Here is a 26,678-nt window from a genome sequence, read left to right as displayed (position 1 = left end):
CATAAAAATAGCTTGGCTGACACTATGTTGTGAATGAAGCATACGACATGCTATGTATACTTTTTCTAGTATGTAAGCCTATTGGTAAAATTAATGAAGCTACAGTCGTTGTCACCTAAAGAACGTGTTTTAAAGATTGCGGAAAATCATATTAATGAGAAAGGTGTTTGGGATGTTAGTATTAGTGAGGTAATCAAGGAGGCTCATGTATCAAAAAAAGCATTTTACCGATTATTTTATAATAAGCAGTCTATGCTGGTATATCTCTGTGCGAAGAGAATGAAACGTATGACGAACTGCTTAGAAGAATTGTCAAAGCGTGTTGATAACAAAGTGGAAAGAGTCATCGCGCTGGCTATCTTTAGTATTATTTGCAATGAAAGTGATGGCAGCAAAGTCCCCCTCTATTTTTTTGCCAGCAACAAAGCCTTGTGGAAAAATTGTTTACCAGAAAGTGAAAAAGAGTTGGAGCAGGCATTTTGTTCCCTTAACTATGCGTATACTAAATGCATCAATGATATTCTTCCCTTCGCAAAGAGTGAAGAGGAGTTACAAAAGGCTTGGAAGCATGTTGGGAGATATATGAGAGGAACCATAGCCATCAACAATAATGCTATTACAGGCGACCTTAATCTCTGCATGCAATCAATACACGATGAAATCGATAGCCTGATCACGCTACTCCAACCGGCAATAAAGGAGACAATCAAGATTGATAATAAACTTATGGTTGTCAATTGTCGAAGTATTATTGACCAATACAACATCGATTATCGCAATTCGGTTTGCTTCTAAATAACTGTACCGAAATGTAGATCACTGAATGCTCCGATATGGAGGGAGCTGAGGGTGTTCATAACTCTGTGTCAGTAATCTAATTCACAAGTCGATGTATTGAGGGTGTTCATAACTCTGTGTCAGTAATCTAATTCACAAGTCGATGTGTTCGTCCAATCGACCGTCAAAGTGGATCGACAACTGAGACAGCGTCAAATTCCAATTATGGATGGTGCGACCAGCGCTCCGACGCCTTCAATATACCGGCGTAGAGAAGCTTGAGTAAACCGTTCTCGCTGGCAAAACCACCTTTGGTTTTGGTCAACTTCCGAAATTGGCGGTGCACGGCCTCAACAGCATTAGTGGTGTATATGGCTCGTCGCACGTACTCCGGGTATCTAAAGTACGCTGAGAGCAGCGCCCACTCATAGCCTGAACCTTAAGCATTTAGGTGCTCCCAAACGGCCTCCAAACTGTTGGCCTGCTTGGCTTTTGACTGCTGGGCCCGGTGGCAGTTAGTTGCAATGAAATCAATTGCCCAACTCAAGTCAGCCCGTAGCTGACTTAATGATTTGGATGCCAGTGACTTCATCACCGGCTCGAACCAGCCTTGAGTGGACTTGGCAATTTTCAACATGGATAGGCGCATGTTCAGCCGCTGTTGCGCTACGCGGCCAATGAAACGCTTGACCAGCAGGCTCAGCAAACTGGCCCAGGTCAAGCCTCTCACCATGTGCTCCTGGCGGGTGACAAATCGCTTCAGGTTGTTAAAACTTTGCCATTCCTTGAATAGCAACTCGATTTGCCAGCGAACTCGATAGAGCCGCATGATGTCCTCTGTGCTGAACTTTTCGCGGGGAAGGTTGGTCAGCCACCAAAGATAGCGCTTCTCTTTTTGATGCCAGAACAGAACCATTCGGCATTGGTAGTGTGGCCAACTGACATCAACATCGAGCACCGGCGCCCGTCCTCCTCGACGGCTTTGCAGCGCTTTTAGCTTGAGGCCAGCCATAGATTTGATTGGCTTCCCCTTGGCGTTGAGTGCACGGTCGATGGTTGGATTGAGTTGTTAAGTTGAGCGCATCAGATAGTAACCTCCGTGCAGCTCTACATTTGCCATGTGCTCAAGGCCTACATAACCCGCATCAGCTAACAACAGTTTATTTTTCATAGTGTTGGCAGCGGGTGAGATAGTCTCTTTCTGAGGCGGTATCCGCTGAAATCCCCAGCTGCAATGGCTGCTCATCGGTCAGGAACATTGTCATGTGGCACTCTACCGCCGCCGGGGAGCGGCCCTTGAAGCGATTAGGAAAGGTATCAGCTAAGTCCGGGTGCAACGCAAACGACGATCCATCTTGTATTAGGATTTGCTCAAACTGCTGCAACTTAGAAGGAAGTTCTTCGGTTAACTGCTTGCCGAAAACTGCGATTGCCCGACTCACAACGGTCTGCATGAACTCAGCAAACTCTGGCTTACGTAACTGGTTATGGAACGGCTTATAGGCAACGCTTGCGTCAGAGTTCACGCGGATCCCATCGAACGTTCGGTGCAAGTCGGCAATCGCATCCACATTTCCATCTCCAAACGCAGAAACCAGGCTGGAAATCAGTTCCAGCGGTCGAATGTTACGCAAACGCTTGCAGAATCCTTGCTGTTTGGCGGTTTTGTTCAACCATGCTTCATTGAACAGTTGTATCAGTGGCTTGGTCGCGGTGATAATCGGCATCGGCTCTTCGGTTGTTTGATGATTTGGTTTGGCGATTAAATCTGCTCACACCAAGAGCCTTTTTTCTAACTATTTCATGCGCCTACGCTAAAGATCCTGTCTATGACGCCTTATTAAGTGCTTTCACGTCAGCCAGAGCTTAACCAACCTAAGCATCGCAGTCTCGCAGGCTCGCCTTAGGGCTGATAAGGAACATTGTCTGGGGTAGGGCGGTATTAGCGCGTTGTTCAGCGCACGGTGCTGAAAATATGGTGCCATATGATTTCAAGGAAAAGACGGACCGCATTTCAATGCACCATCTCATGGCGGATTACGCGCGCTTCGCGGCTAATGCCGCCCTACTCTCGAAGACCAGCTCGAGGCGTGAGCTGGCGGCCGCTGATGGGCATCATTGTCTGGAGTCGGGCAGTATTTGCGCGGCTCATTGCGCACGGTGCTGAAATGATGCTGCCAAGCGATTTCAAGGAAAAGACGGACCGCATTTTAATGCGCCACCCCATGGCGGGTCACGCTTGCTTCGCGGTTAATGTCGCTCTACGTTAGGCGGTTGCAATGGGGCGTTCGCTGCCCGTGAGGGACAGACTGGCTCTGGACTGTTGACGACGGAGTGCCGAGGCTCGCGTCCTGCGCCAACACGAGTTTGCAGCGACATCCATATTGATGAGTCCTGCCCACGTCACGTGTAATGTGACGCGGGCGGGCGAGGTATTATTGCTGACTGACGAAGTGCGGCCGGGCTTCCTGTTCCATACGCGCATCGAAACGGGCCATCATCGCCTTCATGGTGGCGGCGCGCTCCGGGTGTTTGCTGATCAGGTTGTTCGATTCGGCGATGTCGGTCTTCAGGTTGTACAGCTGGGGGACTTTCGGGCCGTTACGTTCTTCGGCGATCTCCAGATATTTCCAGTCTTCCCAACGCACCCCGGCCATGGTGCCGTGACGGCTCTCATAGAAGTAGATGGCCTCATGAGAGGAAACTTGGGTATCGGGGGAAGTCAGCAGCGGCCAGATATCGACGCCGTCGATGGGCCGGTCGGCCGGTAGGGGGACACCCGCCAGTTTACTGAAGGTGGGCAGCAGGTCCATATTGCTGACGATCCCTTCATGTACTTTGGGGGCGATGAATTTCGGTGCCCAGATCAGGGCCGGGACCCGAAACCCGCCTTCATATTGGCTGCCTTTGCTGCCGCGCAGCGGATCGGCCCGGCCGACGCGGGCATCCGGCGCTTCGCCGTAGCCCCAGGGGCCGTTGTCGGAGGCGTAAACCACTACAGTATTGTCGGCCAGATCGTGCGCTTTGAGCGTATTGAGAATTTCACCCACACTCCAGTCCAACTCTTCCACGGCATCGCCATAGGGGCCGAACGCAGATTTACCTTTAAAGGCCGGGCTGGCATCCACGGGCACATGGGGCATGGGATGGGCCAGATAGAGAAAGAAGGGATCGTTGCTGTCCTGGGTAATGAAGTCGATGGCCCGCTCGGTGAGGCGTTGAGTGAGCATGGATTGATCGGTTGGATACTCAATCACCTCATTGCCCTCCATCAGCACGCCCTGGGGGTTACCGCGTTTTTGGAAATGCACGCCGGGGGCATCATCGGGGCGGCGGACATAGTCCGGGGAGAGGGTGAGCAGGGGACTGAGCTTCATATCGTTGCTGTAGGGCAGGCCAAAGAAGCTGTCGAAGCCTTGGTTTAGCGGCAGCAGTGCGGGTTCAGCGTGACCTAAGTGCCACTTGCCAATGAGCGACGTCCGGTAGCCTGCTTTCTTCAGTTGCTTGGCAATGGTGACTTCGTCAGGGTGCAAACCGTGCTTGTCGCGATCCATCACAACGCGATATTGCATGCTGACCCGCCGAGGGTAGGAGCCGGTGAGCAGGGCGGCTCTGGACGGCGAGCACTTGCCACTCATCACGTAGAAGTCGGTAAAGCGGATCCCTTCATCGGCCATCTTATCGAGGTGGGGAGTTCGGATGTAGGGCGAGCCATAACTGCCCAGATCGTTGTAGCCCTGATCATCGGTGTAGATCACGATGAAGTTGAGGCCTTCTGTTGTCGGCTGAGCGTGTACAGCGGGCGCCATCAGGGAAGCGCACAGGGCTGCGCCGACGGTGAGAGCAGGCAGGGTTCGCATAAAGAGATCCTTTTTCTTTATCTGTTGTTATTGATCACCAATGCCTTGATGGCATGCAATGAAATACACTGCTAAACAGCTAGTGACATTAAGGCTCGAGCAGTATGCCTGAGCCCCAAGGGGGCCAAGTATCGAACGCTTGAAACTGTGAGGTGAGTAAGGCGGGTTTCTGGGGCAGATATGAAGTTCATCGGTTGAGCGTGATTCATGGGTGATGACGCATTGTGGTGGGCTTGGAGCCTGCAGCAGGGCAAATGCTGGTAGTCTGCGTGGGTGTTTAGGGGGGACCCGACGACACGCGGAGTGACAGCGATAATTTCTCACAGGTAGAGTCAGCATGGACAACAGCGCCCCAAGGCATAAAAAAACAATCGGGCTACTCGCCGCTACGGCCATGAGCCTAACGGCACCAGTGATGGCCGAGTCCACACATACCAATTTCATTATCGTCCTAGTGGATGATTTGGGTTACGACGAAGTGGGCTTTATGGGCTCCGATGAGATGTTCAGTCCCAACCTGGATGCACTGGCCGCCGAGGGCACCATTTTCCGCCAGGGCTATGTGACCTCTTCAGTGTGTGGCCCGTCCCGAGCTGGACTGATCTCCGGACGCTATCAGGACCGCTTTGGGATCTGGGGTAATTTTGGCGGTCAGGCCCAGAAGGGCTTTCCGCTCAACCAACCGATGCTGCAGGACACCCTGAAGCAGGCGGGCTACACCACCGGAGCGGTGGGGAAGTGGCACTTTGGCCACGGGGAGGATCACTACCGTCCTTGGCTGCGCAACTTCGACTATTTCTACGGCTTTTTGGCCGGTGGTCATGACTACTATCGAGCCGGCAAGGATTATTCTGGCAAGACGCCGTTGTGGCCTATTCACCGTAATGAAGCGATTGTTGACTATCCCGAGGGCAACTACCTGACTGAGGAGTTCAGCCGCGAGGCGGTGGCATTTATCGAGCGGAATAAAGAGGAGCCGTTCTTCCTCTATCTGGCCTATAACGCGGTGCACCATCCCTGGGTTGCGCCCCAGTCCTATCTCGACCGGGTCGCGCAGATGAAGGAAGGCGAGTTTGAAACCAAAGAGCGCCAGTTGTTGTCCGCCATGTTGCTGGCGGTGGACGATGGCGTCGGGGCGATCCGCGAGACCCTCAAGGCTCATGATCTGGATCAGAACACTGCCATCCTCTTCCTGTCGGATAACGGCTACCAGACTTCGATCCGCCGCACTGAAACTGCCAACACGCTGGACTTCGAGGCGGATCTGCGCGGCTTTAAGGGCGACACCTATGAGGGTGGGATCCGGGTGCCCTTTATGATCCACTGGCCTGAGCAGGTACCGGCCGGTCAGATCTACGATGAACCGGTGATCGCTCTGGACATTGCGCCGACCATCACCCGTTTCCTCGGTCTGGATGACCCCCAAACCGGCTACGATGGCACCAATCTCATTCCCTATCTCAATGGCAGCAAACCGGAAGCACCTCATGAGTGGCTGTTCTTCCGCTACTTCCACGATATTGCCTATCGCAAGGGCGATTGGGTGCTGACCTGGAATGATCAGGAGAAGCGGGCGACAGTGGGGGCCAGCCGCAAACAGCTGAATATGGCGGAGGTGGACGCCATGCTGTTTAACCTGAGTGATGACCCCATTCAGCGCCAGGACGTGCGTCGCCTGTATCCGGAGAAGTTCCAAGAGCTGCACAACGATTATCTGCGGCTGATCGCTGAATTCCCAGAGCCTGCGTTTCCCGCCCTATTTGATACTCCCTACAGCGTGGAGTACGCCGAGGATCTGTAACTGCGCTCGCACTTCTGGCAAGCGCGGCATTGCTGGCGTTTTTTATCGGTCGAGACGGATTAATGGATGCATTGTTCGGGGCTTGAAGCGACGGCACTACATCGATGGTTTACGCCGTCTCGAACGACGGCAGGACCGGGATATTGGCTTTGTTAGTGGACTGGCCAAGTGGTCACTGACTCTCAATTGGGGTGGGCCGGCAGCGTGGGTAAACTGAGCCCGCTTTGATCCTCGTGGGGATCTTAGCGTGCGCCGGTGTGGAGCGTTACGGTAAGGCTCAATACGCTCAGAGCGGAAAATAAATGCAACGAACCGGGATGACGTGCGGTCATACCAACAGAGCATTGAGCAATCAGCATTGGAATTCGTTGAAATGAAAAGTCCCTTGGTGGCGAATGAAGTGGAGGTCGTAACCGGCGATCAGCTGGAGTGGCAGAGCAGCCCTTCGGAAGGCGTGCTGCGCAAGCGTTTACGCCATCTCGGTGGTATCGAGTCTGGCATGGTGACCTCGTTGGTGCGCTATCGTCCCGGCTCGCACTTTCCACGCCATTATCATCCGGACGGCGAGGAGATCTTCGTCCTGGAAGGGGTGTTCTCCGATGAACACGGCGATTATCCGGCAGGCAGCTATCTGCTCAACCCCCATGGCAGCAGCCATCGTCCTTTTTCCCAATCCGGCTGCATGTTGCTGGTCAAACTGCGTCAATACGTCGGAGAGGGGCGCCAGCAGTTGGCGATCGATACCTCGCAGATGGATTGGCAGATCTTGAACATCCCCGGCTTATCCCGCAAACAGCTGTATCGGCAAACGGGTTTTGCCGAGCGCATCAGCTTGATGCAGCTCAAGCCCGGCACGCAACTGCACGATTTTACTCACCCTCAAGGCGCGGAGATCTTTGTGATTGAGGGAGAGGTGCAGGATGGCGAGCAGACGTATGGGCCAGAGACCTTGGTTCGTTTGCCTGCAGGCCACACACACAGTCCGGCTAGCGCGTCGGGCTGTGTGATCTACCTAAAGCAGGGATGAATGTGTGTAAGGAAGCTTGTCGAGAGTGCTCTCGGGCGCGATAAGGTTTGTGCTTGGAATAAGAGCGAGAGGGGAAACCTCTCGCTCTTTTGCGTTACGGCTCTCGTCATTGTGCTGACAAGAACGAGGATGAGTGTTCGGTGCGCCGATGGCTAAAGGCGCATTGCGCTTCGATACCCCTTCGACTGCACAAGGGCAGCAGCGGAGATCGAGCATAGAAAATGCCAGTTGGTGGAACCGACTGGCATTGCGCTTAATGGTTGGGATTGGACCCGATGACTGGGTTGAGCCTATCCGAGTTAGAGTACGCCCAATTGGGAGAGCTGCGGGCGCAGATCCATCGGGTCGTTCATCTTTTTCTGCTCATTCAGTAAGGTCTGTACCATCGCTTTGATCCGGGCCTGCTGTTTGGGCTCATCAGCCCGGTCGTCCAACTCGTGGGGATCGGCAGTCAGATCAAACAGGCGCAGCTTGTCGGCCTGGGGGTAGATCATCAGTTTCCAGCCATCTTCCACCACCATGCGGCTGTTATCGCGGAAGCCGCCATAGATAGGGCGCTGGGCCAACTGCGCCTGCGCTTCAGGCGACTCGGGTAACAGGTTGCTGAAGATCACATCTTGCAACTGCTCAGGCTTGGCGCCAGCGATGGACAGTGCCGTGGGCATCACGTCCTGGATATAGACCCGTTGTTGGCTGGTAACGCCCTGTTCAATGCCGGGGCCTGCGATGATCAGTGGCGCCGCCAGGCTGTGATCGTACATGCTCTGCTTGGTCATAAAGCTGTGGTTGCCGAGGCTCAGGCCATGATCGGCGCTGTAGATCACTATGGTGTTGTCCGCCAGCCCCTGCGCTTCTAGGGAGTCCATGATCCGGCCGATCTGCGTATCCAAGTGACTCACCAGAGCATAATACTCTTTGCGGTGGGTCTTGATGGCGAACTCGGTACGAGGCGTGGGCGCCAGGCCTTCACCGCGGATCCGGGCGATCCCGAGCTCTTCGGTGTAGGGGTAGCTCTCCATGTAAGCCGGTGGCAGAGGGATGTCCTCCAGTGGGTACATGTCCAGATACTCCTGGGGAGACTGGCGCGGATCGTGCGGGGCGTTGAAGGCGATATAGGCAAAGAAGGGCTGGTCTGCGTCGCTGCGTTGCTCAAGGTACTCGATGGCGTCATTGGCGGTGCCGACCGACCAGTGGGTGCCGCCGCGCCAGTAGCCTTGGAGGGATGGATCGGCTGGGTTCCAGGTATCCGGCTGGCCCTGAATAGGACGGTTGTGATCGCCCTTGGTGTTGGGCATACCGCGATCGCGTACCAGGCCGCGTTCATCGAATACGGTCTTGAAGTCGTAAGCCTTCACGTGCCACTTGCCGGTGATATAGGTGTCGTAGCCCAGATCGCTCATGCGCTGGGGCCAAGACGTTGGCAGCTGAATATCGGTACCGTCGTCACGTTGGGCTTCCACCGCTTGCTCATGGTAGCGAAAGGCATCCCATAGCCCTCTACCGGTCATTAACTGGGTGCGGCTGGCAACGCACACGGCACCGGCCCAAGCACCTTGGTTATAGGCGCGCACATAGTGGGTGCCACTTTGCGCCAGCGCATCCAAGTGGGGCGTCTTGACTGCGCTGCCAAGCCTACCCATCGACTCATAGACATGGTCGTCGGCGAAGATAAACAGGATATTGGGTTGGGTTTGGGTGGCTTGTGGCGCACTTGCTGGACAAGGGGCACTGGCCAAGGCACTGCTGGCCATCACAAGGCTCAGCAATGAGTATTTAGCTTTCATTTTATTATCAGTCTTTTGCTAAGGGAACGGGCTGCCGGAAGCATGCCTTTACGCTACGTTACCTGAGCCGAGGACGGAGCCGGTTAGACTTTACGTTTGCTTGCTTTTCGCTGTGAGTTGGGCCCCTTTTATCGAGACTGAAGGTGCTTAGTGATGTGTAGGGAGCTTGGCTTGTGACTTACCGGCGGCAAATCGGGTATTTGTGAAAACCATCGACTGGCGGCATGCCGGTTAAGTTCAGTATTGGCATGAGGCCATCACGTAAACGGTGCCTGCTAGGAGGAAAAATGCCGATCAGCGTGACTGACCGGCATGAGCGCTTGGGCTGAGCTTTGGGATGGTGATGGCTGCGGTTATTCGGCCAATTTTACTCGAATGAGGCTTCCGTTCACCGGCTTGCCGTTCAGTGTCAGCATCGCCTTTTTCGCTTTGTCGTACTGAGGCATCTCAACAAAGCCGAAGCCTTTAGACTCGCCGGTTGCTTGATCCAAGACAAGATCACAGCTGGTGACATCGCCAAACTTCTCAAAAATGGCCTGGAGCTCCTGCTCTGTGGTGGTGCGGGCAAGATTGCGTACTAGCAGTTTCATAAGTGCCTTAAAGGGGGAAGGGGAACTGTATAGAGTACTGCAAGTTGTCAGGAAGTTAGGATATTTCGCCAAGGAACGTCGGCTCACGCCGGTACTGGCCCGTTTCGTCGTTCCCCGACTCGGTCAGTGTGGTCGTCAGCAGCCGAGCTGACGGTGAGCTGCTTTGGGCTCTGACGCTTTGAATACAGAGGGACAGGGAATCGCGGTGGGCAACCGCCTCGCCATTTCCGGCTTCGGGGCTGCAGGGGTCGTGTTTGCTCGTCGTGGAGATATGCGCTTGCAGATCGACGCCAAGGCTGTGAGAGCGCCAACGCCTGCACCAGATCCGTCATTGTCGGTGCCGGTGTGCTCTGCGCCTCAGTGCGCTGCCGATTGGGGCGGGAAAGGGGCGTAAACAGGGGCAAAGCCGGAGGTGTCCGCTTCCGGCTTTTTCCGATATTGCGCCTTAAACGACGTCGATCTCGGCGGCGCAGGGGAAGATGTGATTGGGTCGGAATGGATGTTTGTCCAGATCGGCCATTTTACTTACGCCGGAGAGTACCATCACGGTTTCCAGACCGGCCTGAAAGCCTGCCAGAATGTCGGTGTTGAGGTTGTCGCCAACAATGATGGTGTCGGTAGCGTGGCTGTTCAAGTGGTTGAGGGCAGAGCGGATGATCCAGGCGCTCGGTTTGCCGACATAAAAGGGTTTTTTGCCGGTGATCCGCTCGATGGGGGCGCACAGCGCTCCGCAGGCGGGGCTGTGATTGGGCCCATGGGTGTCCGGGTTGGTGGCGATAAAGCGGGCGCCTTCGGCGACGAAGCGGGCGCCGCGGTGGATCATGTCCCAGTTGTAGCTGCGGGTTTCGCCGACAATAACGAAATCCGGGTTGATGTCGGTGATGGTAAAGCCCTGCTTATAGAGTTCGTGGGTCAGCGCGCCCTCGCCGATGACGTAGGCCTTTTTGCCGTCTTGATGCTTTAAGAAGTCGGCGGTGGCCATGGCGGAGGTGTAGAAGTGCTCTTCGCCCAAAGGCAGCCCGGCGGCGCCGAGTCGATTGGCCAGATCTTTCGCGGTTTGGGCGGGGTAGTTGGTTAGGCAGATCAACGGGTTGCCCTGATCCAGCAAGCGCTGGATAAAGGTGTCGGAGCCGGGGATCAATTTGTTGTCATGCAGCAGTACGCCATCAATATCGCAGATCACACTTTTCATCGGCTCTCCTTGAGCGCAGACATTCCTGACCGTCAACTTAGCGCATTTTAATGACAGAGTGCAGCGTGTTTCTCTGGTCGTTGGGCTGGGGCAAGATCAGAGCTTGCCGGGTTGACGCGACGTTGATGCCAGCGCGGTCGTGGGATTTTAATGCGGCCAATGGGGTGTTGCGATGCTGACTGTTAGCGAATTTGGCTCGAATGTCAATCTGGGTAAAGTGTTGTATTTGGGCGCAACTTTTGCGCCAGAAAGGCGGATCTTGGGGTCTTTTTGTGCGAAAACGACTATCGCGGCTTCGGGACTTGCGGGAGAGATCATGGCGAACTTGACCTTTACGCGTGCCGAGGAAGCAAAAGTTGTCATTGATTTACAATTGGAGAGGTTGATGTTGAGAGCTCTGGTGGTTTTTTTATCTGCGATGAGTCTGATGGGGTGCGCTTCGTTATTCGGAGGTGATGTGTATACCGAATCGGAGGTGAACCGCGCACCGCAATTGCGCGGTCAGGCCCGGTCGGTCAATCTGCCGCCGAAATACGTCCGACACACCAGCAAGGCCGACGCAGTGGTGTCTTTTGTCGTGGACGCAGACGGCCAAGTCAAGTCGCCTAAGATCGTCAGTTCAACGGGTTACCAAGGGTTGGATAAGCAGGCATTGGATACTGTCGAGCGTTGGCGCTTTAGTCCGGGTCGACTGAAGGGTGAGACTGTGGCGGTTCGCATTGAGCGGCCCGTGGAGTTCCGACGCCGATAGTCTCGGGCGGGTTGGGTCGCGCCGCATTGCCAAGCCTAAGAGTCAACGAGAGCCGAAGCCGGTTATGGGCTTCGGCTTTTTGATTTCTAGAGTCGGCAGTCAGCCTGCGCGCAACACCCATGGTTAAGGTTGGGCAAGGGCCACCGCGCGTCGCGATCTTGCCGAGAGCGCTAGGGGCAGTGAGCGCATCGATCCGCCATTAACGCAGTAAGAGATTGTCCCGTTCGGGTAGGGGCGATCACCGCGTTGTCGCTTGCTGCCGCAAGTGAGGTTGGTTTTCTGACTCAGATCGCCGTTTTGTGAACGGGTGTCACTATCATGACGCCGACAAAAAAGTGGCGCCTATCAGCGCTAGGCTGATGTAACGAAGAGCAGAGAGCAGAGGTGAAGGTAGTGATAGCAGTGATCACGATGTTGGTGGCCGTGAGTCTGGTGTGGGGCGTACGGGAACTGTTGGACTGCCGGCGGATACAGGCGCATTTAACAGGAAGCCGAAGTCCCTCTGGTCGGCGGGTTGGGATCATTGCCCAGGAGACCGGGTTGCCGCCTTCGCGGGTAAAAACGCTGTTGGGCCGCTATCGGTTTGGCCGGAAGTAATACGAATACCAATATTAAGACCTATTGTACTGCGTATTTGCTCAGTGCTGCCCATTAGGCTGATGAGGACATTGGTCATGGGATTGGCACTACGAAAAAGGCACCCGTTTGGGTGCCTTGATGCGTTCTTGCCAATGGGCTTACTCGTCGGCAGCGTAGCCGGCAACGGGTAGGATCTGGCCATCCATGATGGCCTGGCCATCGGTCATGGTCACCCGATCTTCGGCAAACCATTTGAGCACCAGCGGGTAGATGCGATGTTCCTGGCTGTGCACGCGCTCGGCCAGATCGTCGGCGTCGTCGCCTTCAAATACCGGTACCTTGGCTTGCAACACGACAGGGCCGCCATCCAGCTCAGGCGTAACAAAGTGGACGGAGCAGCCATGTTCGGTGTCGCCGGCGTCCAGCGCGCGCTGATGGGTGTTCAGCCCGGTGTACTTAGGCAACAAGGAAGGGTGGATATTGAACATCTTGCCTTCGAAGGCCTGGACGAACGAGGCTGAGAGGATCCGCATAAAGCCGGCAAGCACCACCAGATCGATGTTATGTTGGCTTAGCTCGGCCAGCAACCGTTGGTCGTAGGCTTCACGGGCTTCGCCCTGCTCGCTGGCCACAACGATGCTGGGCACGCCGGCTTCACTGGCGCGGGTTAGGCCGTATACGTCGGCTTTGTTGCTGATCACGAGGGCGACGTCGCCGTTGATGTCACCGGATTGGCAGGCATCCAAAATCGCTTGCAGGTTGCTGCCGTTGCCGGAGATCAGTACGGCAATGCGGATCTTTTCCATCGTGCTTCCTTTGTCGAATAAGTCGTTTGTAGCTAGGGATCTTAGTTGATTTCAACCTGGGCTTGATCGCCTTCGCGCTCGGCGATGGTGCCGATCAGCCAGGCGTTCTCGCCTTCGGCGTTAAGCAGGTCAATGGCTTGCTCGGCTTGGTCGGCAGGCAGGGCGATCACCAGGCCGACACCACAGTTGAAGGTGCGGTACATCTCGTGCTCGGTGATGTTGCCGGTTTCCTGCAGCCAGTTGAATACGGCGGGCCACTGCCAGCTGCCACCATCGATGATGGACTTGCAGTTGTCGGGCAATACCCGTGGGATGTTTTCCCAGAAGCCGCCGCCGGTGATGTGAGAGATGGCGTGGATGTCGCACGCTTTCATCAGTTTGAGAACGGATTTGACGTAGATCTTGGTGGGCGCCATCAGGGCGTCGATCAGCGGTTGATCGCCGACGGTCACTTCGGATGGGTTTTCAACCCGCTCCAGCACTTTGCGGATCAGGGAGTAGCCGTTGGAGTGTGGGCCGGAGGAGCCCAGGGCGATCAGCGCGTCACCGGCGGCGGTCTTGCTGCCGTCGATCACTTCGTCCTCTTCGACCACGCCGACACAGAAGCCGGCCATGTCGTAATCGGCGCCTTCGTACATGCCAGGCATTTCAGCGGTCTCACCGCCGATCAGGGCTGCACCGGACAGCACGCAGCCATCGGCGATGCCGGAAACGACGGAGGTAGCCACATCTACATCCAGCTTGCCAGTCGCGTAGTAATCGAGGAAGAACAGTGGCTCAGCACCTTGTACGATCAGATCGTTGACGCACATGGCGACCAGATCGATGCCGACGGTGTCGTGACGGGCATGGTCAATGGCCAGGCGCAGCTTGGTGCCGACGCCGTCGGTGCCGGAAACCAGCAGTGGCTTCTTGTAGTTGGTTGGCAGGCGACACAGAGCGCCAAAGCCCCCAAACCCCCCCATCACTTCCGGGCGCTTGGTGCGCTTCACGGCGGATTTGATGTTGTCGACCAGGGCGTTACCCGCATCGATGTCGACACCAGCGTCTTTGTAGCTCAGTTGGGTAGTAGTAGTCACAGAGGCCTCGTTATGATTTTTATATCAAGTGTAGGGAGGTATTATTTTTGCGCGGCATTCTACCAGTTGTGGCCGACAGGCCCAAGCTTTTGCGCTGCTTGACGAAAAGTGCGGTCAGTGGGCGTGAACCGATCTTCTCGGGATCACATTTTGGAATAAAATCTTTGGTGAGGATCTATCACTAAGCGGCCAATAAGGGCTAAAATCCCGCTAATTTGTCCGATAAAAGCAAGATCTTGGAGATGGCGATGAAAGTCACCGAAGTAAAGCACCCGTTAATTCAACACAAGCTGGGCCTGATGCGCGAAGCTGAGATCAGCACCAAGCGTTTCCGCGAGTTGGCCAGTGAGGTGGCTGCGCTTCTGACCTATGAGGCGACCGCTGACTTCGAAACTGAAGAAGTGACCATCGATGGCTGGAACGGCCCGATCCAGGTCAACAAAATTAAAGGCAAAAAAGTGACCGTGGTGCCTATCCTGCGTGCCGGCTTGGGCATGATGGACGGTGTGCTGGAGCACATCCCTTCCGCCAAGGTGTCCGTGGTTGGGATCTACCGTGATGAGGAAACGCTGGAGCCAGTACCTTACTTTGAGAAGCTGGTCTCCAATATCGACGAGCGTATCGCGTTGGTGGTGGATCCGATGCTGGCCACCGGTGGCTCTATGATCTCCACCTTGGATCTGCTGAAAGCCCGTGGTTGTACCCAAATTAAGGTTCTGGTTCTGGTGGCTGCCCCTGAGGGGATCAAGGCACTGGAAGAAACCCACCCGGACGTAGACTTCTACACCGCGTCGGTTGATGACTGCCTGAACGAACAGGGTTACATCCTGCCAGGTCTGGGCGACGCCGGTGATAAGATCTTCGGTACCAAATAATTAAATGCGTTAAATGAAAGGCGTCGGGTTCGACGCCTTTTTTGTGTGACTTTGAAAAGGATAAAAATAATGAGTGAACTGCAACTGTCGCGGCCAAAGCAGATTTTGGCGGGTAGCCAGATGCTGTTTGTGGCGTTTGGCGCGCTGGTATTGGTGCCACTGCTGACGGGGCTGAGTGTCAGCGTGGCGCTGTTCACCGCGGGGATCGGCACCTTGATCTTCCAGTTGGTGACCAAGGGCCAGGTGCCGGTGTTTGTGGCCTCCTCCTTTGCCTTTATTGCCCCTATCTCCGCCGGCGTGGCGCAGTGGGGTGTATCCGCCACCATGGGCGGATTGATGGCAGCGGGCATGGTGTACATCTTGCTGTCTCAGATCGCGCGGGTTGGCGGCGTTGAGACCATCAACCGTTATCTGCCTCCTGTGGTCGTTGGCCCGGTGATCATGGTGATCGGCCTGTCTTTGGCTCCGGTCGCTGTGGGCATGGCGCTGGGTTACCAGGGCGACGAGCAGGTCTTTTCTACTGCGACCGCGTTGATGGTGGCGCTGCCGACCTTGCTGACGGCGCTGCTGGTCTCAGTGTTTGGGCGCGGCATGTTGCGTTTACTGCCTATCCTGTGTGCCATCATCGTCGGCTACAGCCTGTCGTTGATGATGGGGATCGTGGACTTTGCCCCGGTGCGTGAGGCAGCGTGGTTTGCCCTGCCAGATTTCGTTGCGCCAAGTTTCCATTGGGCGGCCATTTTGTTCATGATCCCAGTGGCGATCGCCCCGGCGGTTGAGCATATCGGCGATATGGTGGCGATCTCCAACGTAACCGGTAAAAATTACCTGAAGAAGCCAGGCTTGCATCGCACCTTGCTGGGCGACGGTTTGGCGACTACGGCGGCGGCCAGCTTGGGCGGTCCACCGAACACCACCTACTCTGAAGTGACCGGTGCGGTAATGTTGACCAAGAACTACGATCCACGGGTGATGACCTATGGCGCTTGTTTTGCGATTGCACTGGCGATGATCGGTAAGTTCGGCGCCTTGCTGATGACCATCCCGACTGTGGTGATGGGGGGGATCATGATCCTGCTGTTTGGCTCGATTGCGGCGGTGGGGATGAACACCTTGGTAAAAAATCAGGTGGATCTGGGTGAGTCTCGCAACCTGGTGATCGTGGCGGTGACCCTGGTCTTCGGGATCGGTGGCATGGTGTTCCCATTTGGTGACTTTAAGCTCGAAGGGATCGCTTTGTGTGCCGTCACTGCGATCCTACTGAATTTGTTGTTGCCTCGCGCCGCTAAGTAAGTACATTCGACAGGGATCGGCTAAGCGATCCCTGTTCATGGGCTGTGGTACACTCAGCCTCTCATTTGCTTGGGTTGGAATTGATGTTGCGTTCGTTACTTTTCGTTTTTGCGCTTTGTCTGGGTTGTACCACTGCCAGTGCGGCCACGGTAAAGGATCTCTATCGCGGTCAGGTCGATGTGGCCTCCCGGAGTAATCAGGATCGGCAGTTGGCGATCCGTGATGCGATGGCGCAGGTGCTGATCCGGATCAGTGGCGATAAGGATATTTTGCAGCATGACGCCAGTCGAAGCATGGTGCGTCAGGCGGATCAGTATCTGCTGTCTTACAGCTATCGCGGCGCGGCACAACTGCAGGTCGATTTCGATAAGGATCGGATCCAGCGGCAGCTGCAGCAAGCTCATCTCCCGGTTTGGGGCGCTCAACGGCCACAGACCTTGGTCTGGTTAGCTGCGGAGGACCCTAGTGGTGAACGTGGTTTGGTCGGGGAAAACGATGAGCTAGGCAGAGCACTGACAGATCAAGCTCAGATCACTGGCCTGCCATTGACGCTCCCCTTGCTGGACCTGGAAGACAGCATGGCGATGCAGTTGAATGATGTGTGGGGGAATTTCCCTAGCCCTGTGCTCGACGCCAGCGAGCGTTACGGTGCCGACTTTATTGTCAGTGGCCGCTTAGCTCAATTCGCCAGTGAGTGGCAGTTCATGCTGTTGTTGTACCCGCCGGCGTCGACGGATGGCAGCTATCGCGCGCCACGGCCGTTGTTGCGTCGCAGTGGCAGCGCCGCAACCGAAACCGAGGCGCTTGAGGCGATGTTGGCTGAGCTGGCCAAGTATTACTCGCAGCGATATGCCGCGGTGGCCAGTGATGAAGCGGGCCATACTCAGTTGGTGTTTGAGCTGGCTGGCGGCATTGAGCAGTTGGTGGCGCTGGAGCGTTACTTGACCAGCTTGACGCCGGTCAAGGCGGTGCAGATCTCGCAAGTGTCGGGCCGTGAAGTGGTTCTGGAGCTGGATCTGATCGGTGGCATCAACGAAGTGGAGCAGCTGATGGCGTTGGATCAGCGGATCTCAACGCTGCCGGTTGACGATGTTCTGAACGAACGCGCCCGCTATCGCTGGCAAGCGCGCAGCTCTCGTCGCTGAGCGTGTTACAATTGAAGCGTTCTATTGATTTGAAGGAAATCCCTCTGCCGTGATCCCGAGCTCGCCGATCCAGCTGTCTTTGGCCGTCCACTTGCCGGATGATGAAACCTTTCAGAGTTATTATCCCGCGGGCAACCAGCAATTGATTGAAAGCCTTAGGTTGGCCGCGGCTGGCCAAGGAGAGCGCATCACCTATCTGTGGGGGGCGGCCAAATCCGGCCGGACCCACCTGCTGCATGCGGCCTGCGCATTGGCCAATGAGCAGGGGCGGCAGGCGTTCTATCTGCCCTTAGGGATCAACGCTTCGATGTCGCCGGACATCCTGGAAGGGCTGGAGAACATGGCGCTTATCTGCTTGGATGATATCGACGAGGTCAGTCGTCATCCGATCTGGGAAGAGGCGCTGTTTGATCTCTACAATCGCGTTGCTGAGAAGGACGATTGTCGCCTGGTGGTGTCGGCGCGCGCTGCGGCCAGTCAGGTGGGTTTTTTGTTGCCCGATCTGGTGTCACGTCTCAATTGGGGCATTCAGTATCAGCTGCATCCGTTACCGGATGACGCCAAGTTGGTGGCGCTGCAGCGCCGTGCCAAGATGCGCGGACTGGAGTTGCCAGAAGATGTGGGACGTTTCATGATGACCCGCTTAGCGCGGGATCTGCGTACGCTGTTCGATGTGCTAGACCGACTGGATAAGGCTTCCTTGGTGGCGCAGCGCAAGCTCACCATTCCGTTCGTCAAAGAGACGCTACACCTGTAAGCGGCTACGATTGCTCAACAAGGCTCAATGGTCTCCACCGTTGGGCCTTTTTATTGTCATTGAAGGTGGGAACCCCAAACCTATGGTTACAAATTTTGCCCTGCTCAACCCCCGCTCCCGGGAGAATATCGCCACCTTGCTGCGCTGCGCGCAGAACTTCGGGGTGGCGTCGGTCGCGGTGATCGGGGGCGCGATCCGGGACAAGTACAAGGGCAACATCCATAAGTTTTCTCATCAGATGGATACCCAGGACGGCCTGTCGCATGTGGCCGTGTACTATTTCGAGACACTGGCCGATTACCTGAAGCATCTGCCAGCGCAAACCACGTTGAACGTGGTGGAAACCGTTGCCGAGGCGGCGTTGCTTGAGTCGTTTGTCCACGCGCAGAACGCCAGCTATTTGCTGGGGCCCGAGTTATCCGGGTTTACTTCGGCGGAGCTGGCGCAGATAGAGCGTCACTTTGCCCAGCTGCACGATGAGATCCCAACCGAGCATCTGGCCAGTACGCGCAAAACGGCGCATCTGCGTTATTTGAAGATCGACACACCGGCGTCATTGAATGTGGCGGTGTGCGGCGCCATTGTGATGTACGACCGCCATGCAAAGGCGCAGGGCGGTCGCTAAGGGCTACTGAGGTGGCTGCTGGCCCGATTTAGCGACGGGGCAAGGCGTCGATGTAAGCCGCAAACTCGGCGGGCGTGGTGACCGCGTGGGTTGGGGTGTGCTCGGTGTCGTTGACCGTGCCGTGGCTGATCCAGAGCGAGGCGATCCCCGAGGCGTTGGCTCCGGCAATATCGGCGCTGAGTGAATCGCCCACATGGAGCGCCTCATGGGCTTCACACTGAGCCAGTGACAGGGCTTTGTGGAAGATACTGACCGCCGGTTTCTGCTCCGGCTCCTGGCCACCGATAAGGATGTGATCGACGTGATCGGGCAGGGCGACGATGTCGACTTTGGCTTGCTGCGAAAAGACCGGGCCATTGGTGATCACCACGAGGGTGTAATGCTGGCGCCATTGGGCCAGTTTGGCTTTGATCCCGGGAAAGAAATCGAAGCGCTGGCTGCGGGTTTGATCGAAGCTGTGTTGCAGTCGTTGCGCGGTATCACGGGCCGGTTGCGTCTGGCCCATCTGCTGCAGGATATCGGCGATCAGTTGCAGGCGGAACGCACCTTCATCGTCGATCGGCAGGTAGCGGGCGCGTTGTTGCTCGCTAAACTGGCGATAGATCCCGCTGAGGTAGCGCTGGGCAAACTGGCTATCATCGATGGTCGGGAACAGGGATCGGGCCTGTTGCGCCATCGCCTGCAGGGCTTGGTTGTTGGCACCGGTGGTGTCGCACAGGGTTTCATCCAGATCGAGCAGAAGGGCTTTGTACATGCAGCGGAGTTCCTTAATCAATGGCTGGCGGCAGTATATCAAATTGGTCACCGCGGCGGTCCCACTCGCGTCCGTCAGGCTGGTTTTTGAGCGATGTAGCTGCTAGCGTCTGCGCACGCACCAGTCTTAGGAGTGACGAGGGATGGACCACCTCACGATGAATCGGCGCGGTTGGGATCAACGCACCGCGATCCATATCGAATCCAAGTTTTACGACGTGGCGGGTTTTGTTGCCGGAAACAGCAGCCTGAATCCGTTGGAGTTGACGCTGCTGGGGGATGTCTGTGGCCTGCGTCTGCTGCACCTGCAGTGCCATTTTGGCTTGGACAGCCTCAGCTGGGCGCGGTTGGGCGCTGAGATCACCGGGGTGGATCTGTCGCCGGTGGCGATCGCGCAGGCCCGGCAACTCAGTGCTCAGATCGGGATCCCGGCGGAGTTTGTGTGTGACGACGTATTGGCGTTTGGTCAGCGCGCCTCGGCCGAATACGATTGGGTGTTTACCTCTTACGGGGCCTTATGCTGGCTGCCGGATCTCGCTCTGTGGGCACAAGGGATCGCCAATGCGTTGAAGCCCGGCGGCCGGCTGGCTTTGGTGGAGTTTCATCCGGCCATCGATCTGCATCAGGGCTACAGCTACTTTCACCAGCGCGAGGCCGATGTGGCGGAGGAGGGCACCTATACCGAGAACTGCCCGGGGGATACGGCTGCGTTTGCGCTCTGGGGTCACAGTATTGGCGAGACGGTCACGGCGTTGTTAACGGCGGGGCTTGTCCTGGAGCAGTTGCAGGAACACGACAGCAGCCCGTACCGCTGTTTTGATGGCATGGTTGAAGCGCGCCCGGGCTGTTTCCAGCTGCTGCAGCAGGGCCATCCGCTCCCCATGCTCTACAGTCTGGTGGCACGAAAACCTGCGCCTTCGCAAGCTCCCTAACCGGTTGGTTAAAGGCGCACGCCCTGCATTGGCAGGGCGTGCTGGTTGTAGCGGTTGCCACGGGGCGTCTAGTGAGGTGTCCTTGGGGCATGGCGCGGTCCGAAGTGGGTCACGCCCTGCAGCGGCTGTGCTGAATGCAGTGCAGCGGGACGGGCCTGATCCGCTGCGGGCTCCAGCTCAAGGTTGTCCCACCAGTTTAACCCCGGCGTCATTGGGATCGGGACGGGCAGATCTTGGCTGAGCTCTGCGAGCTCGGGGAAGAGCTCGTGCAGTACCAGATCCAGTCGGGGTGACAATGCGGCCTCACCGATGCGGCCGCGCTGTCCCTGGGCCACGATGACGTTCTGGTCGGGATCGTCAGAACGATTTGAGCTGACGGCCACATCCCGGCGAATGCCATAGCGGTGTTGCATCATCGCCTCTTCAAACAGCATGGCTAAGTCTTCGCGTGTGCTGGAGTAGCCGTAGTAATCCGATGCTCTATCGTCAAAAAAGAGTTGGGCAACATCCTGCGGCGATAGCGCTTGCTGCGCCGGTGTGACGCTGTTGCCATGGAAGCTGACGCCAGCCAGATCAAACATCGCTTCACTGGCCAGCGGGTAGCTGGCGGCGAGTTGATCCGACGGAAGGCTTTTGGATTGATTCCGTTGCGACCATTCGTCCAGCAGGGTATCGGCGCTAATGCTGCCGTGCAGGCTGCGGGGGAAGTAATCATTGGCGTGGGCCAGTTCGTGATACATCAAGCTGGCCAGATCGGGCGTGATCTGGGTCCAGGGTCGATCCCAATGAGAATGCGGTGGGTAATACAGGCTGGCGTAGTCGTTGCCATCGACGTAGCGCCAGGGGATCAAAAACTGCAGGGCATTGCCAAAGCCGCTGCGATAGTCCGGATCTTCGTTGATGGTGTTGCGCTGCCAGTCCGTCGTCCAGAGGTTTTCTGGATCCAGGTAGATGGCGCCGGTGACCACCCAGTAAAACGAGGGGCGGATATCGTAGCTGAGCACGACTGCGGTGACAGAGGAGAGTAGCTTCAGGAAATCACCGCTGCTGTCTTGTTCGCGCAGAAAGGTCTCAAACTGTTCGCCCATCCATGGGTGGGAGACCAGCACGCGGTCCATCACATCCTCAATACCGGGATCCGGGCTGGTTTGCCCCAACAGTGGCAACTCATCGACCGTACAGGGGTTCGGGTGGGCAATTTGGGTTGAATAAACGCAGCGTTCCATCGCCTCGGCCCAGGGAGAGTTGGCTCGATAGGCCTGCACTTTGGCGATAGGGGTATCGAAATACGCGTTAGCGACCGGCGCTGCTGCCGGTTGAACCACGACATAAACGCTGTCCCGCTCAGTGTTGCCAAAGACCGTCCCAGTCAGTTCAAACTGCAGCAGGGTTGGGCTGTCGACTTCGGGCGCAGTAAAGGTGTACAGCAAAGGATCTTCGTTGCCGACATCGGCAACACTAGGACCTCCTATTTGTTGCCATGCCAGATTGCTAGGTTGGCTGACGGCTCCTGCGTCATCCCAATCCAAAGCTTTGGCTCGTAGGCTGACGCGTCCGCCTGAGACCACTTCATGGTCCCGCAATATCGCGAGTTCCCCGCCTGTTTGGTTGACCACAAACTCGACGGTATCGGTATTGACGAAATTGCCGTTGGAAATGCTGTACTGCAGCACATAGCTACCGGTTTGTTGAACATCAAATGCGGCCACACTGCTGGAAGGGTTGGCGATATTCAGGGTTGGCCCACTAAGTTGTTGCCAAGAGGTTTCCCAGACTGAAGAGGAATTGACCGGAATGATGGCGAACGCGGTGGCGCTATCTGCAAAGACCTCTGTAGCGCCAAATAAATGGAATGACAGGTTTGGATTGGTACCAGGATCTGGCGGTTGAGGGTCACCGCCATTTTCACTTCCTCCACCGCCACAAGCAGCTAAGGCAAGGGTTAACAGCCCACTATAGATCACTCTTTGCATAATAGAGCTCCGTTCTTGTTGTTGTCCGGATCGCCGTCCTCGGATCCGTTGAGTTTAGCTAATTGTCGTTTCCTTGTGCTTTTTCAGGCCAAGGCCCAACTCTCTGCCTCGGTAACGGGCGTAATAGGTGCTGGCCAACAGCCACAGCAGTAAAGTGGCCACCACCAAGCTGGCCATGACGCGTTGGTCACTGTGAACCCACCAGCCGGTAAGGCCCCACAACAGATACAAGCTGGCAATAAAGCCGGACCATGCGTGGGTATAGGGCTTACCGCACAATAACCCAGCCGCCGGGCTTAGCAGCGGCAGAAGTAGCAGCAGTTGAAAGCCTAGTGAGTAGCTCGGCTGGGCTGGGTATAGCCACATCCAAAGCGGGATTAGGGTTAGACTGGCAAGGTATCCAAAACGGGCGGCAAGTAGACAACGCCGGGTATTGGCAGCCATTGTGTTTTGGCTCATGACAGGATCGCCAGTACCGCTTCTGGCGGTCGGCCGATGGCCGCTTTGCCATTGGCCAGCACGATTGGGCGCTCTATCAGCTTGGGCGTATTCAGCATCGCTTGCAGCAAGGTGGCATCGTCGGCCTGAGCGAGCCCTTGAGCCTTGTATTCCGCTTCGCCGGTGCGGATCAGTTGACGTGGGCTGAGGGCCAATAGCCTCAGTACCTGCTCCAGCGCCGGTTGGCTCGGCGGGGTGTCGAGATATTTAATGATCTCAATCGGCTGATCCTGCTGCTCAAGCAAGGCCAAGGTTTGTCGGCTCTTGGAGCAGCGCGGGTTATGCCAAATCTGGATCGGGGTAGGGCTCATAAAAACATCCTTATTTTTAGTTCACTGTTATAGGTTGCGCATCTGTTGCTCGGCGCTGCGAAGCTGCTTGATGCGGGCATCGATCCGGGCCAACTGTAGCGCGTTGCTGCGTGACAGCCGATAGGCGTGTTGCAGCTGATCGATGGCGCGGGGGTAATCGGCTCGCAAGGCCAGGATCTCCGCCTGGATCATGTGACGCTCCGCCGGCATATCCAGCTTCTGATAGGTCTGGGCCAGCAGGTCATAGACCACCAGATCGTCTTTCGACAGCACCAGATGGCGCTCCAGGATCGCGCGGGCTTGCTTCGGCTGGTTCGATTCCAGATAGGCGTTGGCCAGATTGAGATCGATCACCGAATTATTGGGGCGGTTTTTGCGTGCCCGCTCCAAGGTTTCAATCGCGCTGTCGTGACGATCGGTGGCAAGCATGATGTCGGTGTAGGTGTCCAGATAGAACAGGTTCTGCGGCTCCTTGGCGAGCAAGTTGACGATCAGCATTTCGGCTTCGGCAAAGTCGTCCATGCGGAAATGGGCCAGTGCTTTGCCGTAATGGGCCGCGTCTTTGAACGGGTAGGTCGGCTGGCGTAGCTGGCGGTCAAACACGTCCATCGCCCGTTCGGCGCTGTAGTTGGAGAAACGCACCTGCGCGCGCGCCTTGGCCAGTTGGAACATCAGATTGTCTGGGATATTGCGCTGTGGGTAGCGCGCCGCGCGGTTTCGGGTGTCGGCGATCCGTGACTCCGGCAAGGGGTGGGTCATCAGCATCGCTGGCGGCTTGCTGGCAAAGCGGTATTGTGCCGCCAGCTTGCCGAAGAAGCTGGGGGCGGCGTAGGGATCAAACCCAGCGGCCACCATCGCTTGCATGCCGATGCGATCCGCTTCCAGCTCGTTGCTGCGAGTGTAGTTGATCTGGGCCTGTTGCCCCAGCGCCAGGGTGGATTGCAATGCCGCGATCCCGGCCTCCGGGGCCGCCATCGCCAACAGGATGGAGCCAAGTACGCCGGCGAGCGTCGCCGGCGCGTTCTTTTGCTGGGCCTCCATCGAGCGGGCGAGGTGGCGTTGGGTGACGTGGGCGACTTCGTGCGCCAGCACCGAGGCCAGTTCGCTTTCGCTGTCCGCGTGGTGGAACAGGGCGGTATGAACGCCAACGTGCCCGCCGAAAAAGGCAAACGCGTTGATGTCCGAGTTATTGACCAGGAAGAACTTAAACGGGGTTCTGACGTTATTGGAGTTGGCGACGAGCTTGTAGCCGACGTCATTGAGATACTCGTTCATCACCGGATCGCTGACGATGGGGAGTTGGTTGCGCAACACCCGCATGTAGAATCCGCCCACCTCGATCTCTTTTTCGATGGTGAGGGTCGAGACGGCAGCGGTGCCAAGATCCGGTAAGGTGTTGGCACCGGCCACACCCACGGTCGTTGCTGCAGAAAGTATCAGTAATACAGGGGCAATAAGCCGGGCCCGGAGGCGAGTTAAATGCGTTTTCACAAGTACGTTTCTTAGGACAAATCCGCTGTAGTGTATCGCTAAAAAAAACCGTTGTACCAGACGTTTGTGGTTTTGCCTATGGCGGGCAATAATAGGCGCCAACCGCGACTTAGCAAATCGCCGAAGGAGGGCAAGGATGCCAATGTCTGGCGAAACAGTCGATCTGCGTCAATTGCGCTGCCCACTCGCGTTTGTGCACGCCAAACTGGCGATCCAGGCTCGGGCTGACGGCAAGCCATTGACACTCCTGATCTCAGACCCCGGAACCGCAAAGGATGTTCCGCGTTGGCTGGATAAAATAGGATCGCGCTATGAATGGCTTGAAGCGGAGCGGATCTTACGTGTTTATTAATGATTTTTTACGAGAGAAAACAAGATGCTGAATATGGTTCGGGAGTGGTATCAGGAAAAGTTTTCTGATCCCCAGGCGGTCACCTTGGCCGTGATCCTGTTGTCGGGCTTCGCCATCATCTATTTCTCCGGCAAGCTGTTGATGCCGCTGTTGGTGGCGGTGGTTTTGGCCTACATGCTGGATTGGCCGGTTGGCCGCTTGGCGCAGTTCGGGGTGCCGCGAACCGTTGCCGCCAGCCTGGTTCTGATGCTGTTTTTGATGCTGATGACCATTACCGTGCTGGTGATGTTGCCGGCGCTGTGGCATCAGGGCATGGCGTTGGCCGGAGAGTTGCCGGCCATGGTGAGTCAATGGCAGGCGCTGTTGATGACACTGCCGGAAGAGTATCCAAACGTGATCGACGAGGTGCAATTGCGCACCTTGGTATCCAGCTTTAACAACTCCCTGCTTAAATGGGGCCAAGGTCTCCTGTCGATGTCGCTGGCCTCTCTGGTGGATCTGGTGGCACTGATGGTGTACGCGATCTTGGTGCCGCTGCTGCTGTTTTTCTTCCTCAAGGACAAGGCGGAGCTGCTCGACAGCCTGACTCGGTTTGCGCCGGACAATCGGGAGTTGGCGAATAAGGTTGCCAGTGAGATGAATGTGCAGATCGGCAACTACATCCGCGGTAAGGTGATCGAGATCCTGATCATCGGGATCAGCAGCTTCGTGATGTTCTACTTGATGGATCTGCGTTATGCCGCCCTGCTCAGTGTGTTGGTGGGACTGTCCGTGGTGATCCCTTATATCGGTGCTACGGTGGTGACCATTCCGGTGGCCCTGGTCGGTTTTTTCCAGTGGGGGATCTCGCCGGAGTTCGGCTACCTGCTGCTCGGGTACGGGATCATCCAGGCGATCGATGGCAATGTCCTGGTGCCGCTGCTGTTCAGTGAGGCGGTCAACCTGCATCCGGTGGCCATCATTCTGGCGGTGCTGATCTTCGGTGGCCTGTGGGGCTTCTGGGGGGTGTTCTTTGCCATACCGCTGGCAACCCTGGTCAAAGCGGTGATCAATGTGTGGCCGCGCCGTACTGTTGAGGCGGCCTCAGAAGCGATGTAAGTCGGCCGAGCAAGGGTTATCATTTAAAGGCGCCTAGGGCGCCTTTATTGCTGTGTAGTGGTCAACTTCACCCGCGAAGTCGCGTTGGCGACGGCAAGCCATCTTTGTGAAGGCATCTTTGTGGCGGCATCTTTGTGAAACCGTGGGGGGCGAGCCCTCTGCACACTCCCTATCGCTGCGTTTCGCTGTGCCCTCGCTTTGGGTGCGATCCAACAGTCATGCTGAATGCTCCCCCTTACGTCGAGAGGCCAAGGCAGAGGTCAGCCGTTGGGGGCACCGAGATGGCGAGCCTGCTGGGACTTGGCATGAAAAAGGCCCGGAGAGGATCT

The 26,678-nt window shown here is 56.5% G+C and carries 25 protein-coding genes and 1 pseudogene; 12 read left to right on the top strand and 14 right to left on the bottom strand.

The window, feature by feature from the left end:
- The first annotated feature begins 93 nt into the window (after window positions 1-93).
- Window positions 94-795 carry a TetR/AcrR family transcriptional regulator gene (locus ABEA08_RS07025; RefSeq protein WP_345334582.1) on the top strand — a complete coding sequence of 234 codons (702 nt, stop codon included), beginning with the start codon at window positions 94-96 and terminating at the stop codon, window positions 793-795.
- A 135-nt stretch (window positions 796-930) separates the two neighbouring features.
- On the opposite strand, the pseudogene ABEA08_RS07020 reads toward ABEA08_RS07025, so the two are convergent.
- The 4 genes and pseudogenes from ABEA08_RS07020 to ABEA08_RS07005 form a co-directional block, all read right to left on the bottom strand.
- Window positions 931-1,204: pseudogene (locus ABEA08_RS07020) on the bottom strand (transposase); the annotation flags it as partial.
- A 12-nt stretch (window positions 1,205-1,216) separates the two neighbouring features.
- Window positions 1,217-1,789, bottom strand: a complete 573-nt coding sequence (locus ABEA08_RS07015; RefSeq protein ID WP_345334581.1) for a transposase — start codon at window positions 1,787-1,789, stop codon at window positions 1,217-1,219.
- A gap of 148 nt (window positions 1,790-1,937) precedes the next feature.
- Window positions 1,938-2,504, bottom strand: a complete 567-nt coding sequence (locus ABEA08_RS07010; RefSeq protein WP_345334580.1) for a hypothetical protein — start codon at window positions 2,502-2,504, stop codon at window positions 1,938-1,940.
- A 708-nt stretch (window positions 2,505-3,212) separates the two neighbouring features.
- The gene (locus ABEA08_RS07005) at window positions 3,213-4,637 is read right to left on the bottom strand and encodes a sulfatase family protein (protein WP_345334579.1); all 1,425 of its coding nucleotides are present in this window, start codon (window positions 4,635-4,637) and stop codon (window positions 3,213-3,215) included.
- A gap of 415 nt (window positions 4,638-5,052) precedes the next feature.
- Here ABEA08_RS07005 and ABEA08_RS07000 point away from each other — a divergent pair, with 415 nt between their 5' ends.
- On the top strand, window positions 5,053-6,438 hold the full coding sequence (locus ABEA08_RS07000; RefSeq protein WP_345334578.1) for a sulfatase family protein: 1,386 nt from the start codon (window positions 5,053-5,055) through the stop codon (window positions 6,436-6,438).
- Between the two features lie 373 nt (window positions 6,439-6,811).
- A complete protein-coding gene (locus ABEA08_RS06995) occupies window positions 6,812-7,465 on the top strand; it encodes a cupin domain-containing protein (protein ID WP_345334577.1) in 654 nt (217 codons plus the stop codon).
- A 299-nt stretch (window positions 7,466-7,764) separates the two neighbouring features.
- Here ABEA08_RS06995 and ABEA08_RS06990 read toward each other — a convergent pair whose 3' ends face one another.
- The 3 genes from ABEA08_RS06990 to ABEA08_RS06980 form a co-directional block, all read right to left on the bottom strand.
- Window positions 7,765-9,249, bottom strand: coding sequence for a sulfatase-like hydrolase/transferase (locus tag ABEA08_RS06990; RefSeq protein ID WP_345334576.1), 1,485 nt, complete (start codon window positions 9,247-9,249; stop codon window positions 7,765-7,767).
- A 353-nt stretch (window positions 9,250-9,602) separates the two neighbouring features.
- Window positions 9,603-9,839, bottom strand: coding sequence for an RNA recognition motif domain-containing protein (locus ABEA08_RS06985; protein WP_345334575.1), 237 nt, complete (start codon window positions 9,837-9,839; stop codon window positions 9,603-9,605).
- A gap of 445 nt (window positions 9,840-10,284) precedes the next feature.
- Window positions 10,285-11,031: an HAD-IIA family hydrolase gene (locus tag ABEA08_RS06980; RefSeq protein ID WP_345334574.1), complete on the bottom strand. Its 747-nt coding sequence runs from the start codon at window positions 11,029-11,031 to the stop codon at window positions 10,285-10,287.
- Between the two features lie 457 nt (window positions 11,032-11,488).
- Between ABEA08_RS06980 and ABEA08_RS06975 the strand changes: the two genes are divergently transcribed.
- On the top strand, window positions 11,489-11,782 hold the full coding sequence (locus tag ABEA08_RS06975; RefSeq protein ID WP_345334573.1) for an energy transducer TonB: 294 nt from the start codon (window positions 11,489-11,491) through the stop codon (window positions 11,780-11,782).
- Between the two features lie 737 nt (window positions 11,783-12,519).
- Here the strand turns inward: ABEA08_RS06975 and purN are convergent.
- Both purN and purM read right to left on the bottom strand, forming a co-directional pair.
- Complete coding sequence (gene purN, locus ABEA08_RS06970; RefSeq protein ID WP_345334572.1) at window positions 12,520-13,167, bottom strand: phosphoribosylglycinamide formyltransferase; 648 nt, start codon at window positions 13,165-13,167, stop codon at window positions 12,520-12,522.
- A 41-nt stretch (window positions 13,168-13,208) separates the two neighbouring features.
- Entirely contained in the window at window positions 13,209-14,246 is a 1,038-nt protein-coding gene (gene purM / locus ABEA08_RS06965) for a phosphoribosylformylglycinamidine cyclo-ligase (protein ID WP_345334571.1), read from the bottom strand.
- A 248-nt stretch (window positions 14,247-14,494) separates the two neighbouring features.
- On the opposite strand from purM, the gene upp reads away from it, so the two are divergent.
- The 5 genes from upp to ABEA08_RS06940 all read left to right on the top strand — a co-directional run bounded on the left by upp (window position 14,495) and on the right by ABEA08_RS06940 (window position 18,941).
- Window positions 14,495-15,121, top strand: a complete 627-nt coding sequence (gene upp / locus ABEA08_RS06960; RefSeq protein WP_345334570.1) for a uracil phosphoribosyltransferase — start codon at window positions 14,495-14,497, stop codon at window positions 15,119-15,121.
- A gap of 84 nt (window positions 15,122-15,205) precedes the next feature.
- A complete protein-coding gene (locus ABEA08_RS06955) occupies window positions 15,206-16,414 on the top strand; it encodes a uracil-xanthine permease family protein (RefSeq protein WP_425557342.1) in 1,209 nt (402 codons plus the stop codon).
- Window positions 16,415-16,500: 86 nt separating this feature from the next.
- Window positions 16,501-17,559 carry a DUF2066 domain-containing protein gene (locus ABEA08_RS06950; protein ID WP_345334568.1) on the top strand — a complete coding sequence of 353 codons (1,059 nt, stop codon included), beginning with the start codon at window positions 16,501-16,503 and terminating at the stop codon, window positions 17,557-17,559.
- A gap of 49 nt (window positions 17,560-17,608) precedes the next feature.
- Window positions 17,609-18,316: a DnaA inactivator Hda gene (gene hda, locus ABEA08_RS06945; protein ID WP_425557341.1), complete on the top strand. Its 708-nt coding sequence runs from the start codon at window positions 17,609-17,611 to the stop codon at window positions 18,314-18,316.
- Between the two features lie 82 nt (window positions 18,317-18,398).
- Entirely contained in the window at window positions 18,399-18,941 is a 543-nt protein-coding gene (locus ABEA08_RS06940; protein ID WP_345334567.1) for a TrmH family RNA methyltransferase, read from the top strand.
- 28 nt (window positions 18,942-18,969) lie between these two features.
- Here ABEA08_RS06940 and ABEA08_RS06935 read toward each other — a convergent pair whose 3' ends face one another.
- Window positions 18,970-19,695, bottom strand: a complete 726-nt coding sequence (locus ABEA08_RS06935; RefSeq protein WP_345334566.1) for an HAD family hydrolase — start codon at window positions 19,693-19,695, stop codon at window positions 18,970-18,972.
- A 142-nt stretch (window positions 19,696-19,837) separates the two neighbouring features.
- On the opposite strand from ABEA08_RS06935, the gene ABEA08_RS06930 reads away from it, so the two are divergent.
- Window positions 19,838-20,626 (top strand): class I SAM-dependent methyltransferase, encoded by a 789-nt coding sequence (locus tag ABEA08_RS06930; protein ID WP_345334565.1) that lies wholly within the window; start codon window positions 19,838-19,840, stop codon window positions 20,624-20,626.
- Between the two features lie 68 nt (window positions 20,627-20,694).
- Here ABEA08_RS06930 and ABEA08_RS06925 read toward each other — a convergent pair whose 3' ends face one another.
- The 4 genes from ABEA08_RS06925 to bepA are packed head-to-tail and all read right to left on the bottom strand — an operon-like array spanning window position 20,695 to window position 24,899.
- Window positions 20,695-22,599 carry a hypothetical protein gene (locus tag ABEA08_RS06925; RefSeq protein WP_345334564.1) on the bottom strand — a complete coding sequence of 635 codons (1,905 nt, stop codon included), beginning with the start codon at window positions 22,597-22,599 and terminating at the stop codon, window positions 20,695-20,697.
- Window positions 22,600-22,653: 54 nt separating this feature from the next.
- Complete coding sequence (locus ABEA08_RS06920) at window positions 22,654-23,058, bottom strand: DUF2069 domain-containing protein (RefSeq protein ID WP_345334563.1); 405 nt, start codon at window positions 23,056-23,058, stop codon at window positions 22,654-22,656.
- On the bottom strand, window positions 23,055-23,408 hold the full coding sequence (arsC, locus tag ABEA08_RS06915; RefSeq protein WP_345334562.1) for an arsenate reductase (glutaredoxin): 354 nt from the start codon (window positions 23,406-23,408) through the stop codon (window positions 23,055-23,057). Before arsC ends, ABEA08_RS06920 begins: the two co-directional genes overlap by 4 nt.
- Window positions 23,409-23,435: 27 nt before the next feature.
- Window positions 23,436-24,899, bottom strand: coding sequence for a beta-barrel assembly-enhancing protease (bepA, locus tag ABEA08_RS06910; protein WP_345334561.1), 1,464 nt, complete (start codon window positions 24,897-24,899; stop codon window positions 23,436-23,438).
- A gap of 142 nt (window positions 24,900-25,041) precedes the next feature.
- Between bepA and ABEA08_RS06905 the strand changes: the two genes are divergently transcribed.
- Together ABEA08_RS06905 and ABEA08_RS06900 are read left to right on the top strand one after the other, a co-directional pair.
- Window positions 25,042-25,251, top strand: a complete 210-nt coding sequence (locus ABEA08_RS06905) for a sulfurtransferase TusA family protein (RefSeq protein ID WP_345334560.1) — start codon at window positions 25,042-25,044, stop codon at window positions 25,249-25,251.
- A 24-nt stretch (window positions 25,252-25,275) separates the two neighbouring features.
- Window positions 25,276-26,349, top strand: a complete 1,074-nt coding sequence (locus ABEA08_RS06900; protein ID WP_345334559.1) for an AI-2E family transporter — start codon at window positions 25,276-25,278, stop codon at window positions 26,347-26,349.
- Window positions 26,350-26,678: the final 329 nt, after the last annotated feature.

This window comes from Ferrimonas pelagia, assembly GCF_039543565.1.
Lineage (GTDB): Bacteria > Pseudomonadota > Gammaproteobacteria > Enterobacterales > Shewanellaceae > Ferrimonas > Ferrimonas pelagia.
This window is presented reverse-complemented; position numbering and strand designations above follow the sequence as displayed.